Source organism: Caulobacter sp. LARHSG274 (assembly GCF_052871235.1).
Genome location: NZ_JBIXJO010000002.1, coordinates 655,531 through 670,055, shown reverse-complemented (window position 1 = coordinate 670,055; position 14,525 = coordinate 655,531). Strand labels below are relative to the sequence as shown.

At 64.3% G+C, this 14,525-nt stretch carries 9 protein-coding genes; 5 read left to right on the top strand and 4 right to left on the bottom strand.

The features are described 5' to 3' along the window. Positions 1–24 precede the first annotated feature (24 nt). Together ACIPQB_RS07485 and ACIPQB_RS07480 are read left to right on the top strand one after the other, a co-directional pair. On the top strand, positions 25–234 hold the full coding sequence (locus ACIPQB_RS07485; RefSeq protein ID WP_446484573.1) for a hypothetical protein: 210 nt from the start codon (positions 25–27) through the stop codon (positions 232–234). Positions 235–329: 95 nt separating this feature from the next. Continuing rightward, positions 330–1,991 (top strand): alpha-L-fucosidase, encoded by a 1,662-nt coding sequence (locus tag ACIPQB_RS07480; RefSeq protein WP_446484572.1) that lies wholly within the window; start codon positions 330–332, stop codon positions 1,989–1,991. 156 nt (positions 1,992–2,147) lie between these two features. Here the strand turns inward: ACIPQB_RS07480 and ACIPQB_RS07475 are convergent, their stop codons facing one another. Both ACIPQB_RS07475 and ACIPQB_RS07470 read right to left on the bottom strand, forming a co-directional pair. After that, on the bottom strand, positions 2,148–3,224 hold the full coding sequence (locus ACIPQB_RS07475; protein ID WP_446484571.1) for a non-reducing end alpha-L-arabinofuranosidase family hydrolase: 1,077 nt from the start codon (positions 3,222–3,224) through the stop codon (positions 2,148–2,150). A 51-nt stretch (positions 3,225–3,275) separates the two neighbouring features. Continuing rightward, positions 3,276–4,466 (bottom strand): acyltransferase family protein, encoded by a 1,191-nt coding sequence (locus tag ACIPQB_RS07470; protein WP_446484570.1) that lies wholly within the window; start codon positions 4,464–4,466, stop codon positions 3,276–3,278. 728 nt (positions 4,467–5,194) lie between these two features. Between ACIPQB_RS07470 and ACIPQB_RS07465 the strand changes: the two genes are divergently transcribed. The 3 genes from ACIPQB_RS07465 (at position 5,195) to ACIPQB_RS07455 (ending at position 11,639) form a co-directional block, all read left to right on the top strand. Continuing rightward, the gene (locus ACIPQB_RS07465) at positions 5,195–6,082 is read left to right on the top strand and encodes an IclR family transcriptional regulator (RefSeq protein WP_446484569.1); all 888 of its coding nucleotides are present in this window, start codon (positions 5,195–5,197) and stop codon (positions 6,080–6,082) included. A 439-nt stretch (positions 6,083–6,521) separates the two neighbouring features. Continuing rightward, positions 6,522–9,953 (top strand): TonB-dependent receptor, encoded by a 3,432-nt coding sequence (locus tag ACIPQB_RS07460; protein WP_446484568.1) that lies wholly within the window; start codon positions 6,522–6,524, stop codon positions 9,951–9,953. Between the two features lie 195 nt (positions 9,954–10,148). Continuing rightward, on the top strand, positions 10,149–11,639 hold the full coding sequence (locus tag ACIPQB_RS07455; protein WP_446484567.1) for a tryptophan halogenase family protein: 1,491 nt from the start codon (positions 10,149–10,151) through the stop codon (positions 11,637–11,639). Between the two features lie 68 nt (positions 11,640–11,707). Here ACIPQB_RS07455 and ACIPQB_RS07450 read toward each other — a convergent pair whose 3' ends face one another. Next, on the bottom strand, positions 11,708–11,905 hold the full coding sequence (locus ACIPQB_RS07450; RefSeq protein WP_446484566.1) for a hypothetical protein: 198 nt from the start codon (positions 11,903–11,905) through the stop codon (positions 11,708–11,710). A gap of 80 nt (positions 11,906–11,985) precedes the next feature. Further along, positions 11,986–14,190, bottom strand: a complete 2,205-nt coding sequence (locus tag ACIPQB_RS07445; protein ID WP_446484565.1) for an exo-alpha-sialidase — start codon at positions 14,188–14,190, stop codon at positions 11,986–11,988. Between the last annotated feature and the right edge of the window lie 335 nt (positions 14,191–14,525).

Sequence of the window (14,525 nt, the reverse complement as noted above, 5' to 3'; positions counted from 1 at the left end):
CCAAGCGCATCCCGTGCAAATGGCGTGAAGATGATGTCGGTGTTGCATTTTTGGAAGACGATGCTCAGGCGGCGGCGATCGGCGCCCCGTCATGCCGAGCATGCAAGCATCGTCCTGGCGGCCATAGCCCTGCGCTATTTTCGCAAGCGGGGCGCGCAGCCGGTCGATGGGACCGTCCCCAACGTTCAGGCCACCACCGCGACGATCTCGCGCGATATCCAAGCCGTCATCTGACCGGCGCATCGAGGAATGCGCCGCCACGGCCATTGCAGACACTCACCGCATATGAAACTGTCTTCGCATATAAAATAACAGGCGAGGAACGACAGATGACGCCCAGCAGACGAACGCTCTTTCACGGCTTGGCGGCGGCGGCGGGCGCGGCCAGCGCCCTGCCCGTCCAGGCGGCCGAGCTGGCCCCGCCCGGCTTCGACCGGATCACCGAAGGTCCGTTCAAGCCGACCTGGGACTCGCTCAACGCCGGCTACAAGGCGCCGGACTGGTTCCGCGACGCCAAGTTCGGGCTCTGGGCCCACTGGGGCGCGCAATGCGTGCCGGAAGCTGGCGATTGGTATGCGCGCAACATGTACATGCCGGGACAGGCCGCCTACGACCATCACCTGAAGACCTACGGCCATCCCGCCGACACCGGTTTCATCGACCTCTATCCGAAGTGGGGGGCGGAGAACTGGAACCCCGACGACCTGCTCGACCTCTATGCGAAGGCCGGCGCCAAGTATTTCGTCGCCATGGCCAACCACCACGACAATTTCGACGCCTATGATTCCAAGTTCCACGACTGGAACGCCGTCCGCATCGGCCCGAAGAAGGACATCATCGGCATCTGGGCCAAGGCGGCCCGCCAGCGGGGCCTGCGGTTCGGGGTATCCAACCATTCGGCCCACGCCTGGCACTGGTTCCAGCCCGCCTACGGCTACGACCCCGAGGGCCCCCGCAAGGGGGAACGCTACGACGCCTTCAAGCTCTACAAGGTCGACGGCAAGGGCAAATGGTGGGAAGGCCTGGACCCGCAGGAGCTCTATGGCGGCGCCGTCATGCCGATGCCCGACGGGATTCAGAGCATCGCCGAGGCCGACAAATGGCACGAGGCCCACGATCGCGTCTGGAGCGAAAAGGCGCCGCTGAACAATCCGGCCTTCACGCGCCAGTGGTACCTGCGCTGCAAGGACCTGATCGACAGCTACAAGCCCGACCTGGTCTATTTCGATGATTTCGACCTGCCGCTGGAGCAGGCCGGCCTCGACATCACCGCCCACTTCTACAACGCCTCGCGGCAGTGGAACGGCGGCCGCCTGGAGGCGGTGGTCAACATCAAGCCCGAGCAGGGGCGTCATGCTCCCGGCGTGGTGCCCGACGTCGAACGCGGCCTGCGCAGCGACATCAGCCCGATCGCCTGGCAGACCGACACCTGCATCGGCTCCTGGCACTATGACCGGCGGATCTTCGAGCAGAAGGCCTATCTGCCGGCGGCCGAGGTCATCCACCGCCTTTGCGACATCGTCTCCAAGAACGGCAACCTGCTGCTGAGCATTCCGGTCCGCCCCGACGGGACGATCGACGCCGAGGAGCGGCGGATCGTCGAGGAGATCGGCGGCTGGATGGGACGGTTCTCGGACGCGATCCACGGCACCCGGCCCTGGGTGGTGTTCGGCGAAGGGCCGACCGAGGTGATGGGCGGCATGTTCAACGAGGGCAAGCAAAGGCCGTTCACGTCCAGGGACATCCGCTTCACCACCAAGGGCGCGGCGCTCTACGCCATCACCCTGGGACGGCCCGAGGGCGGCCAGGTGTCGATCGCGTCCCTGGCCAAGGGCGGAGCCCACACCGCCCGGCCGGTCCATCGCGTGACCCTGGCCGGCGAGCGCACCTCGCTGACCTATCGCCAGGACCGGACCGGCCTCCACGTCACGATCCCCGAAGGCGCGCTCCACCCGTTCGGCGTGGCGCTTCGGATCGAGGGCCTGGTCTGACGCCGGGGACTTGAGGCGACGCCAGATCATCGTGCGGAAAAGCGGGCGCCAGCCTTCCGCAAGAACGATGCGAAAACAAAAGCCTGGAGCCGGCCGCGTGGGTCTCGTATCGCGCGATCGGCTCCAGGTCGATGGCGAGGCCCGCCAGGCCTCTCGTCATTTGGCGGCTTGCGGACACATCTGGCTGACGGGATTGGGCCCGGTCGCGGTCAGAAGGGCGAGGCGGTAGGGCAGATTGATGTAGTCCGTGCCGTCCGGGTGCGCCGCCAGACCCTGGTAGAGGAACCGCAGGGGCTTGCACGGATCGAGCGTCAGCGTCTGGTCATAGCCTTCGCGCACGAGTTCGCCGTGGGAAACCCCTTCGGACCAGGCCGGGCCGTCGAACTTGACGTTGTCCGCGCCGGCGAACGACTTGGAGGCGCTGTCGGCGAGCGGACGCCACGTCCCGTCGAGCTTGTCGCTGGTCCAGGCACGGAAGTAGCGGCCCTGCGGACCGATCGCCTCGATGGCGGTGAGATAGGTGTTCGTCCCCGCGATCTTGTAGTGCATGCCGGCCTCGAAGACGTCGTCGCGACGGCCGGTCAGGGCGATCTTGGTGTCGGCGAAGCCCTCGGGAAAGCGGCCGATGGGCGTCTGCGACCGGAACAGGTCGCCATTGTCGTTGGTGTTGAAGAGGTAGCAGCTTGCGTCGTCGCAGATGACCCAGAAGTCGAGCCAGGACGCCTCGCCCGCGGCGTTCTTGACGGCGGCCGGCGGCTCCGAAAAGAACGGCTTCGGCGCGCTCCAGGACAGCGGGTCTTCGATGGTGGCGGTGGTCGAATAGAAGGGCGGGCCGCCCTGATAGACCAGGTACCAGAGCTTTTGCGGCGCGAAGTAGAAGACCTGCGGCGCGGCGCGATAGCCGGGGCCGATGCCGGACTGCTTCAGGCTGACGAGCTTGGCCTTCGGCGCCTCGGACCAGTCGGTGAAGCGGGTATAGGCCAGGTTCCAGCCATCCGAGGCGGCCGTAGTCATGAACACGTGATAGGCGCCGTTGAAATAGACGACCGAGGAATCCTTGAGGCCGGAATAGGCGTGCTCGCCTTCGGCGGCGGGCGCGATCAACGGCCCGGACGAACGCCAATGGAAACCGCTGCCTGCGCCTGCCTGCGCCTGGCCGGCGCCGAGCGGCGCGAGGACGCCAAGGACGGCGGCGGCGACGCAGGCCAGGATCCGGGGGTTGGTGGTCGTCATGGCGTCTGTCCTGTCTGAAATCGAAAATGAAGCGGAATGTCGCGGGGAGGATCAGGTCGGCGATCGCCGACGAGAACCGGCCAGGAGCTTGCCGCCCAGCCAGCGCCGCATGGGTTCGTCGTAGAGCTTGAGGCAGGCATAGGCGATGGCGACGGCAGCCACGAACACCCCCGCCCCGACCAGCGCGCCCTGCGCCGGAGGGACTTTCCTGTCCACCACCCAGCCGGTATAGATGTAGATCAGCGGGTAGTGGGTGATGTAGAGCGGATAGGACAGGTCGCCGAAGAACCGGGCGATCCGCACCGACGGCCCGTCCACGGTCTTCTCGCCGGCCCCGATCAGGACGATCAGCGGAAACAGCAGGATCACGCAAGCGGCCTCATAGAGGCCGTTGACCCACAGCCGCTCGGTCCCGCCGAAGCGCGGGAGCGCCAGCGCCACGACCAGCAGCAGGCTGCAGACGGCGAAGGCGCCGCCGATCTTGATCCGCTTGCCCAGCCGCATCAACAGCACCCCGGCGAAGAACGGGAAGAGCACGCGCGTGAGGCCGATGCGGACGCCGCCGGCGTCGAGCGCCCAGCCGCCGATGACGTCGCCTCGGGGGCCGAACACCAGCATGTGGACCAGCGCCAGGGCCGCCAGGGCCACCAGGACTCCGAGCGCGCGGTTCGACAGCTTCCGCAGCCCCGTCGCATAGAGGATATTGGCGAGGTACTCGTAGAACAGCGACCAGGCCGGTCCGTTGAGCGGATAGATCTCGCTCCATCCGCGGATTTCCGCCGACGGCGTCAGCGGGATCATCAGGCAGCCGAGCAGCATCACCGCCGCCACCTGCCAGGCCGAAACATCTTCCAGCTTGGGAAAGACCGAAAAGTGCTGGAAGCCGACCAGGGCCGCGCCGATCAGGCTGCCCATGATGATCATCGGCTGCAGCCGCACCAGCCGGCGCTTGTAGAACCCCCACGCACTCATGCCGCCAGCCCAGCGCTCGTCATAGGCGTAGGCGATCACGAAGCCCGACAGCAGGAAGAAGAAGTCGACCGCGAGATAGCCGTGGTTGACGATCTGCTTCTGCGGATCGCCGCCCGCATAGACCTCGAAAAGGTGGAAGACGACCACCATCAGGGACGCGACCCCGCGCAGGCCGTCGAGGATGACATAGTGGCCTTTGGCCGACGCGATCGCGCCGGTCGACGCCGCTTCCGACCGCGGCGCCGCCAGGGTCTGCGTCTGCTCAGTCATGCATCCTCCCAAGGTCGTTGCCGGTTGCGCCGAAGGTTCTGTGTCGGTCTGGGGCGAGTGTTTGCTTGCGCCGCAACGCCGCGAACGCGCAAGGCTTGGCGGGTCCTCGATGGCGCGGCCATCGTCAGCCAGGCTCGATGGCCGGGCCGCAAAAGGGTCAAACGCCCGATCCGGACGCCTGACGCGACAGCGACATTACGCCTCCCCTTCTTCGCGCGCGCTTGTCGGCGCCAGAGCTATCGTCAATGGGCGGCGCTATCAATAGATATTGTCCGGGTTAACCGGCGCTGAGGGCGGCTGGTGCGGCGGCAATGAGGGACGTGGCGCAGAAATCGCGGACCATCAGCTGCCAAATTCCCATTGTCTATCGGGAGAAATTGCGTCCTAGGCCGATAGGTCCAGCCAAGGCGTTCTTGTCTGATAAATAGAGCATCACGGGTGGAACCTAAACAGGACGAAATGGCCGGTTCTTCGGGAACGACCTGGATCGGAGAAGGCGACAACGCCGCGCGATGCGGGTTGATCAGACGCGACGCCGACGATAGGCTCCGGGGACGCTAAGACATGGACGGAGCCCCGCCCCTGCACCTTCTGCGGCCCCTAGCCGTTGACATTGCGCCACGGGAAGTGCGCTCCTGGCTTCGCCCCGATAGGCAATCGACGCCGGCCGAGCGGCTTTGTGTGCGAGCAACTTGCTAATATAAAACCCATCGACTACTCATCTTGGAATGGACGCCTCCTCGACACACGACCAAGGGCCACGCACGGCGGCACGGACCTATTCCGCGCCGGCGCTCGAAAGAGGATTCAACGTCATCGAGTTGCTGGCTCGGGCGCCGCGCGGCCTGAAGGCGAGTGAGATCGCCGCCGGCCTGAAACTCTCGATCGGCGAGATTTTCCGGATCATCGTCGTCATGGAGCGTCGGCAATGGTTGAACAAAAACCCCGAGACCGATCAGTACACGGTCAACCCGAAAATCCTCGAACTGGTATTTCGCGCCACGCCGGCTGAAGAACTGACCGTCGTCGCCGGTTCGCACATGCGCGAGATCGCCAACAAGATTGATCAGTCCTGCCACCTGGTGATGCCGAACGGCCGACGCGGCCTGGTCATACTCCGGCAGGAAAATCCCGGCCCGACGGTGTTCGTCGTGAGACTGGGCGCCGACCTGGATCTGGTGAGGAGTTGCTCGGGACAGGTGCTGCTGGCCTTTGGCGACGACGCGTGGGTCGGCGACGTTCTCGACAGCGACACCACCCTGCTCCCCAAGGATCGCGCGGCCTTGCTCAGCCGCCTCAAGCTCGTCCGCAGCCGCGGCTTTGAAATGCGGCCAAGCGCCCGCACGCAGGGCGTGACCGACATCAGCTATCCCATATTCGGGCTTGGTGGTCATATCGTCGCAGCCCTGACCATCCCCTTCACGGTTCGCATCGACGGCTCGGAAGTCTTCGACGCCGACCGCGCCCGCGCCGAGCTGGCCCTGACCAGCAAACGGATCTCCTCGGAACTGGGCTGGTTTGAACGCGACGAAGACGCCCTGCCCTTGTTGGCCGACATCGGCGTCAAGGCGGAGACGACCAAGGGCAAGCGTCGGAAACTGCCGGCCGAAGGCTAGCTTCCCGCGCGCCGGCGACGGTCCATGACGGTCGCCCAACATCCGTAAAATCAGGCCGTGCAGGGCTTTGTGCAGATCCCGCCGCCCTTGATCCCCGCCATGACGGCCCGCACCGAACCACGCCGCCAAACCCGCTCTCGCCCCGAGCCATGACCCGTTGACCACGGGCTGACGCCTTTTCGTGCCGATGCGCCTGGACGCCTCGAACCGCCGGTGACGCCGGCCCGGCTGCGGCTCGCCTTCGGCCGCCCGCCCGCGCCTGGCGGCGCCCTTTTTCGCGATCCTCAAGCCGCCGCCGCATCGGATTTCGGCGCCGACGTTCATGAAATCTCATTGACTTATAAAAATGAAAGCCGGTAGCATATGTGAAAGTGACGCCGACTGACCGGCGCATCAGTAAGGACCCCGGGGAGCGAACCTGGGGGAAGGGGGAACAAACGTGAGAAGTTCAATCCGTGCGCGTCATCTGCTGGTCGCCGGCGCTTCGCTGGGCGTGCTCTGCGCGCTGACCGGGCCGGCCATCGCGAAGGAAGCCGCCTCGCCGGCGCCCGACGCCGCAGCGGCGCAGGGCGCGCCGGCCGCGGCGGCCGACGAGACCATCGACACCGTGAAGGAAGTGGTCGTCACCGCACGCCGCAAGGCGCTGCAGAGCGCCATCGAGATCAAGAAGAACTCCGACACGCTCGTCGACTCGGTCGTCGCCGACGAGGCCGGCAAGCTGCCCGACAATTCGATCACCGAAGTTCTTCAGCGCGTGTCGGGCGTGTCGATCTCGCGTTTTGGCGGGACCAACGGCGGAAGCACCGCATTCCAGATCGAAGGTTCGGGCATTACCGTGCGCGGCCTTCCCTTCAATTCGAGCATGCTCAACGGTCAGCAGGTGTTCAGCGCCAACGGCGCAAGCGCCATCAGCTGGAACGAAGTCACGCCCGAGCTGATGGCTGGGGTCGATGTCTACAAGGGCACCCGCGCCGACCTCATCGAAGGGGGCGCGTCCGCGGTCAATCTTCGCACCCATCTGCCCTTCGATTTCAAGGACACCCAGGTCAACCTCACCGCGGGCGGCAGCTACGGCACCCAGGCGAAAAAGGCTTCGCCCCGGGCTTCCGCCATGTTCTCGAAGCGTTTCGACACCAACATCGGCGAATTCGGCGTGTTGTGGGATCTGGCCTACAGCCGCCTGAACCAGCAAAGCAGCGACCTGCAGGTGGGCGCCATGTACGCCCAGTATGCGCCGACCGCCACGCGCGACGATGATCTTGCCTTCGTTCCCAGCTCGTTCAACTGGAACATCAACCAGAGCAGACGCGACCGGTACGGCGCCTATCAGGCCCTTCAGTGGAAGCCGAATTCGAACCTGACGCTGACCAACACCGTGTTCTACTCGCAATATGTCGACGATAGCCACGGGAACAGCGGTTCCTTGGGGATGAACCCATCCGCGTCGACCGCGGTCATGCCCAAGGTCGGCAGTCCGGTCGAGTATGACACCAATGGCGCCTTCAGGAAGGGAACCCTGACGGTCGGTTCCACCGGCAAATCGGTGGATTGGGGAAACACGACCGCGAGCGACAGTTTTAAGGCGGCGAATTCCTGGTTCCCCGCCCAGTATATGATCGATTGCGGCGCCACCTATGGCACCCCCGCGTCGTCGATCCAGTGGGACTGGTCGGGCCCCGTTCTGGCGCAGTGCGGCCCCGCCGCCACGCTGAACCCCGTCGGCGGCGCGACCGCGTCGCACAGCAAGAGCTCCACGCTGGACGTTTCGCAAAGCTTCGTCTGGACCCCTGGGGACCGGGTGGCGGTGCGTGGCGGCGCCCAATATGTTTCTTCCCGCATGACCGGGCAGAGCATGTATGTTGGCATCACCCAGGCCAGCCCGTTGGTCAATTCGCTGGACGTCGATCTGACGGGCTCGCTGCCGACAGTGTCTGGCCTATCCACGGCCGGCGTGCTCGATAAGAGTACGGCGAACCTAGCCTTCATGGGTTATCACAAACCCAAGAATGTAGGGGCGATGGTGGCCGTCCATATCGACCTTGAATACCGGGTCAGCGACGATGGATTCCTGCGCAGCATCACGTTTGGCGCACGTACCGCCAACCGCAGCGAAAACGACAACTTCGCGGGAACCTATTTCGCCCCGCTTGGTCAGTCATGGATGAATAGCAATTTCGGAAGCCATCCCGGGGATCCGACGTTTGGGCCGGGGAATATTCAATATCTCACTAACCCGAATGTCCTGCCGTCGGATTATCAAGTCGCCACCTTCCCGAATTTCTTCGGCGGCAAAGTGGCTGTTCCGTCACAGCTTTTCGTCGCCAGCGATTCGCTCACGCAGAGCTATGACTGGTACCATTTGCTCAAGACCTATAGCGGTTCGGTCCCCAACGGGACCGCTGATCAGTATTGGACGAAAGAACTCGATCAGGGTCTGAACAAGACCGATAGCCGCATCGTCAACCAGGCCGCCTATGTTCAGGCCAAGTTCGCGCATGATGGTGTCGGGTTCATTCCGGCGTTCTCGGGCAATATCGGTGTTCGTGTATTCCACGATTCTCTGCGGGCGAGCGGTTTGCTGCAAACGCCGGACGCTGATAGGCTTGTTCTGAGCGAGGCGGACAGCACGGCATACTTCAATGCGCAGCAGGCGAAGCGGGCTGATCCGAATGCGTCGCCGGTGTACCCGACGACCTATTGGTTTGATAAAACCTATGCCATGCAGAACCGCAGCTATGATTACACGCGCGTTCTGCCTGCGTTCAACATCAAGTTCGACGTATCCGACAAGTTCATCATTCGCGGTGCGGCGTCGAAGTCGTCTGCTCCGCCAAATCTCAATGACATTCGCGCGGGCGGTGTCACCGACGTCACGACGCTTAAAAACCCTATCTATGGAGACCAGGCGCCCCTGATTCTCACGGGTTTTGCCGCCCGCGACGCGGGCGGAAAACTGAAGCCAACCATGATCACCAGCGAAGATCTGGCGTTCGAATTCTATCCGTCGTCGTCCAGCTTCCTCTACGCCAGCCTGTTCGCCAAGCAGATCAAGGATCATCCGCAGTTCTATTCGTTCATCGCCAGCAATCTTCCCGTTCCGGGGAAGGCCTACACCGATGGTAACGCCCCTCCCCCTCCTCCCCCCGCCCCGGGGTCGGAGGCCCCGGACCTGGGGACGCCGTCAAGCCACGATCTTCCGTGGCTCTATCTGCAGAACAGGACGTCGACGGAGAAGGCCACTATCAAGGGCTTTGAGATCGGTGGCCGCAAGTTCTTCGACCAACTGCCGGGATTGCTTCGCGGGTTCGGCCTCGAAGGCAACCTGACCTACATCGACAGCCGCAACCCTGCCCAGCAGGCCAACAACATGTTGACCCGCCCCCCGGCCGGTGGCTACAAGCCGGGCCTCAATCCGGACGGCACGATTCCGCAGACCTACTCCAAGCTCCCCTACGCTGGATTGTCGAAGTGGGCCTACAACGTCCAGCTGCTGTACAGCCGCGACAGGGTCAATTTCCGTCTGGCCTACAACTGGCGCAGCAAGGCCTTGCTGTCGACCAACGTCAATCCGCTGTCCTATGCGACCAGCGGCGGCAATCCCTACATCCTCAACACCAGCCCGACCAACTTTGACGACGAACATTCCTATCCCGTGTACAACATGGTTCCGGCCTACATGTCGGCGGCCGGTTACCTGGATTTGGGCTTCGACTACAAGCTGAGCGAAAAGGTTTCCGTCTCGTTCAACGCCAACAACCTCCTCAACACGAAGTCGAAAACTGTTCAGGAACCTGTGCCTGGCGTGTACGAGCCCTATGACTATAACGTCAGTGACCAGCGTTACGAGGTCACCGTACGGGCGCGCTTCTAACGATCTGAACGGGGAAGGGCGCTTCATCTCGAAGCGCCCTTCCTTTTTCCAATACAGTCTTGCGGCCGGGTCCTGCCTGGTCGCCCGTCACAGGCCCAGCCGGTCGGCGCGCCTTGACCGACGTCCACCCCCCGCATAGGCCTGAAACCCATCCGGCAGCCGCGGCGCCGGGTAAGTTCATGGCGAGGCATGTGTATGAGCAACGGCCCTCAACAGGATATCGTCATTCTCGGTGGCGGCGCGGCGGGGTGGATCGCGGCCGCGCTGCTGGCCAAGAAGACGGGTCGCCATCAGACGCGCATCACCCTGGTCGAATCCGAGGAGATCGGCATCATCGGCGTCGGCGAGGCGACGATCCCGATCCTGGCGCAATGCAACGCCTTGCTCGGCATTGATGAATTCGACTTTATTCGCCGCACCCAGGGCACGTTCAAGCTGGGTATTGAATTTTGCGACTGGGGCGTTGCGGGAAACCGGCATTTCCACGCCTTCAGCGACTATGGCCCGCCGGTTCAAGGGGTGTCGGCCTACCATTACTGGCTGAGATTGCACCAAGCCGGCGACGACCGTCCGATCGATGATTATTCGTTCGCCTACGCCGTCGCGAAAAACAACAATTTCGCCCCGAGCGGCCCGCTGGATTCGCGCTATCACCACGCCTATCATTTCGACGCCGCACTGTACGCCCGCTATCTGCGGGACGTGGCGACCGAGCTGGGCGTACAGCGTATCGAAGGCAAGATGACGCACGTCGATCTGGATGGCGAGACCGGCGATATCGCCGCCATCCATCTGGCCAATGGCGTGACGGTCGCCGGCGACCTGTTCCTCGATTGCACCGGGTTCGCGTCCGAATTGCTGGGAAAGGCGTTGGAGACGCCGTTCGTCGATTGGTCGCGCTGGTTGCTTTGCAACCGGGCCATGGCGGCCCCCTCGAAACGCCCCGACGCGCCCACGCCGTTTACGCGATCCACCGCGCACGCCGGGGGCTGGCGCTGGACCATTCCGCTGCAACATCGCAGCGGCAATGGCATGGTCTATAGTTCGGAGTTCTGGAGCGACGACCAGGCGCGCGAAGCCTTGTTGGCCAATCTCGACGGCGAACCGCTGGCCGAGCCCCGGCTGTTCCGCTTCACCTCCGGCCATCGCAAGCAGTTCTGGAACCGCAATTGCGTGGGGATCGGTTTCGCCTCCAACTTTCTCGAACCGCTGGAATCAACCGGACTGCAGTTGATCATCTTGGGAGTCTTGAAGCTGCTTCAATACTTCCCCCAGCGGACCATCGACCCTGTTCTGCGCGACGAATATAATCGGATCTCGACCCGAGAGATCGAACGCATCCGCGACTTCATCATCGCGCACTATTACCTTTCGCGCCGTCCCGAGCCGTTGTGGGCGGCGTGCCGCGAGATCGAGATCCCCGACAGCCTTCGCCACAAGCTTGATGTCTGGAAGGCCAGCGGACACATCCCGCTGGGCGATCTCGAATCCTATATGGAGCCGAGCTGGCTCGCCATCCTGTTGGGCAACGGCGTCGTTCCAGCGCGCTACCACATATCGGCGGATTTCTATCCCTTGGAGCAGATCCGCACGGGCATGGACTTGCGCCGCGAAGAGATCATGAGTTCGGCGCAGGCGGTCAGTTCACACCAGGATTTCATCAATAGTCACTGCAAGGCTTCCTAAGCGGCGCTTCCGGCCACGCCGGGGCGGCTGAGCGGGGTCCCGGGCGCAAGGCCCGGGACCCCTTGTCGCTATTGCCCGATCTTGCCCGCCACCACGCCGCCGCCGCCGCGCGCGACATAGACGGTTCCGTACTCGAACGGGTCGCCGGCCAGCACGCCGCCGTCGCTGAATCGGTGGACGTCATCATTGATGCGCACCCAGCTCTTGCCCTCGTCGTCGGAGCGCCAGATGCCGGTCTGGCCCTTGATCTTCCCCGTCAGGAACACCGCAGGATAGCACCGGCCGGGCGCGGCCTTGCCGAAGCCGATGTGCCAGGCCTCGTCAAGGCCCAGGACCCCTGTGGCCGCTATTTCCCGATCTTGCCCGCCACCACGCCGCCGCCGCCGCGCGCGACATAGACGGTTCCGTACTCGAACGGGTCGCCGGCCAGCACGCCGCCGTCGCTGAACCGGTGGACGTCATCATTGATGCGCACCCAGCTCTTGCCTTCGTCGTCGGAGCGCCAGATGCCGGTCTGGCCCTTGATCTTCCCCGTCAGGAACACCGCCGGATAGGACCGGCCGGGCGCGGCCTTGCCGAAGCCGATGTGCCAGGCCTCGTCGACGTCCTTCACATTGGCCAGCGGCTTGGCGGCTTCCGCCGAATGCATCAGGCCGAACGGTCCGGCCAGCCACAGGTCGCGCGCCCGTCCGGGGACTACGGCCAGTTCGGCTTCCATATAGCCGGGCACGGGGGGAATGCCCCGGATCACCGGCTTAAAGCTCTGGCCCCCATCGACGCTGATCAGGATCTGCCCGCCCGCGCCGTCATGGACGTAGAACACCCCGTTGACGGTCCTGTCGGCGACTGGGACGTGCCGGCCGTCCGGGTCCTGGGGCCAGCCGGCCGACGGCGTCCACGTCTTGCCCTTGTCGAAGGAGTAGTAGGCCTTGTCCCGCGGCATGGCCCAGACGATCGAGGTTCCCTCGGCGGAGATGGCGAGCTTGCCGATGGCGCGCCAATCCCCCTGGGCGTTCTGGGGCGCGGGCGGCGCCGACGGGAAGGCCGTCCATTTCAGCCCGCCGTCCTCGGAATAATAGCCGTAAGGCTTGGCGTCGAGCGTGCGCGCGACGAAGCCGGGCTTCAGCCAGGCCACGTCCACCGACCGATGGCTTCCGCCGGTGAACAACCCTGAGGCCGGCGGGGATTTGGTCACGTCGTCCCAGCTCCCCCCCGCCACGTCGCCCAGGGCCGCGATCAGCGTCGCGCCGGCCGGCGGCGACACCATCTGCAGGATCGCGGTTTCCTCAAGCTCGTCGTCGGCGAAGTCGAACTCGACCGTCTTGCCCGAGTCCGCCGCCGACAGGTTGCGGGTCATCCACACCCCGCCGCCGGTGCCGTAGATCAGCTCGTCCGGATTGAACGGATTGAACTTCACGTCGGAGAGCCAGCTGCCCATGGTTTCGCCTTCGCGCCATGGAAAGCGGGTAGTGAACCGCGACTTGGCCCGCAGCGGCGTCCAGTGCGCGCCCCCGTCCCGCGACAGGAAGATATCGTCGGGCTCGGGCCACCAGCGGTCGACAGTCGAGGTCACGATCGTGCCCGGATGGGCGGGGTCGACGTCGACCCCGGAATAGCCGAACTGCCGCTGGCCCAGCATCGGCTGGACGGGCGTGATGTCCTTCCACTTTCCGGTCTTGAGGTCCATTTTCCAGACCCCGCCGATCGCGGCGTTGTTGGGGTTGAGGTCGGACTTGGACTTGCCGTCGCCGTCCGCGAAGGTGACATAGAGAAAGCCGTCGGCCCCGAACGCCGCGCGCTGCGGCGTCTGCCGCGGCGCGCCGGGTACGAGCGCGAAGTTCGCGCCGCCGTCCTGGCTGACCCAGAGGCCACCCTTGTCGTCGCTCGAGCCGATATAACTGGCCCCGACATAGAGCCTCTGGCTGGGCGAGCCCTTGGCGCCGGAGCTTGGGTCGATCAGCACCAGCGACACGCTGGAGCCCGGGAAGCCGCCAAGCTTGGCGAAGGTCTTGGCGCCGTCGGCGCTCTTCCACAGGCCGTTCTCGTTGGAGCCCAGGAACAGGATGTCGCCCAGGTTCGGATCGACCCGCAGGCGTTCGCCCGCCCCGCGCCCTTCGGCATTGCCGCCGAGCTTGATGCTCAGCTCGGTCTTGCTCCAGGTCGCGCCCCGGTCGTCCGAGCGCAGGACCGATGCATTGTGAGCCCACTGGCCCAGATAAAGCCCGCACGCCAGATAGAGCTTGTTGGCGTCGTTGGGATCGACCGCGATGCTGAGAATGCCGTTCAGGTCGGCGTCGGCGTGGCTGAGGCTGTCGAGCAGCGGGATCCAGCGCCTGGCGGCGAAATCGTAGCGATAGGCCCCGCCGACATCGGTGCGGGTGTAGAGGAGGTCCTTGACCTTCGGATGATAGACGAAGCCGTCGACATAGCCCCCGCCGCCCCAGGGCACGGTGCGCCAACTGTAGGCCGCTTCCGCGGCATCCGCCCGGTTGGCCAAGCAAAAGACCGTCGCGGCGGCGGCCAAGCCAACGCCAAGAGCCCGCATCTTCATGAGCGCCCCTCCCCCTTCATACCCTGATCGGCGGCGCGTCCGTGCGCGTCGCATCTGTTTAGTTTTGATATGAAAATCAAATCTCATATATAAAATCAACTGCGATTACGCATGCCCCTGCCGTGGACATGGCTTTTCCGTCCGTTGCAGAACCATTCTTCCGATTTTTCAATGGATAGCCGCCGAACAGGCGGCTCACGCTCGATCGGGAAACCGAGCGACGATCGTCACTAATGCAAGCGACTTTTCATGCTGGCGCGCTGGCGCTGGATCATGGCCCATTCCCTGATGCGCGAGCAGGCGGCGGCTTCCGTGGCGCGGCGCATAAAATCGAC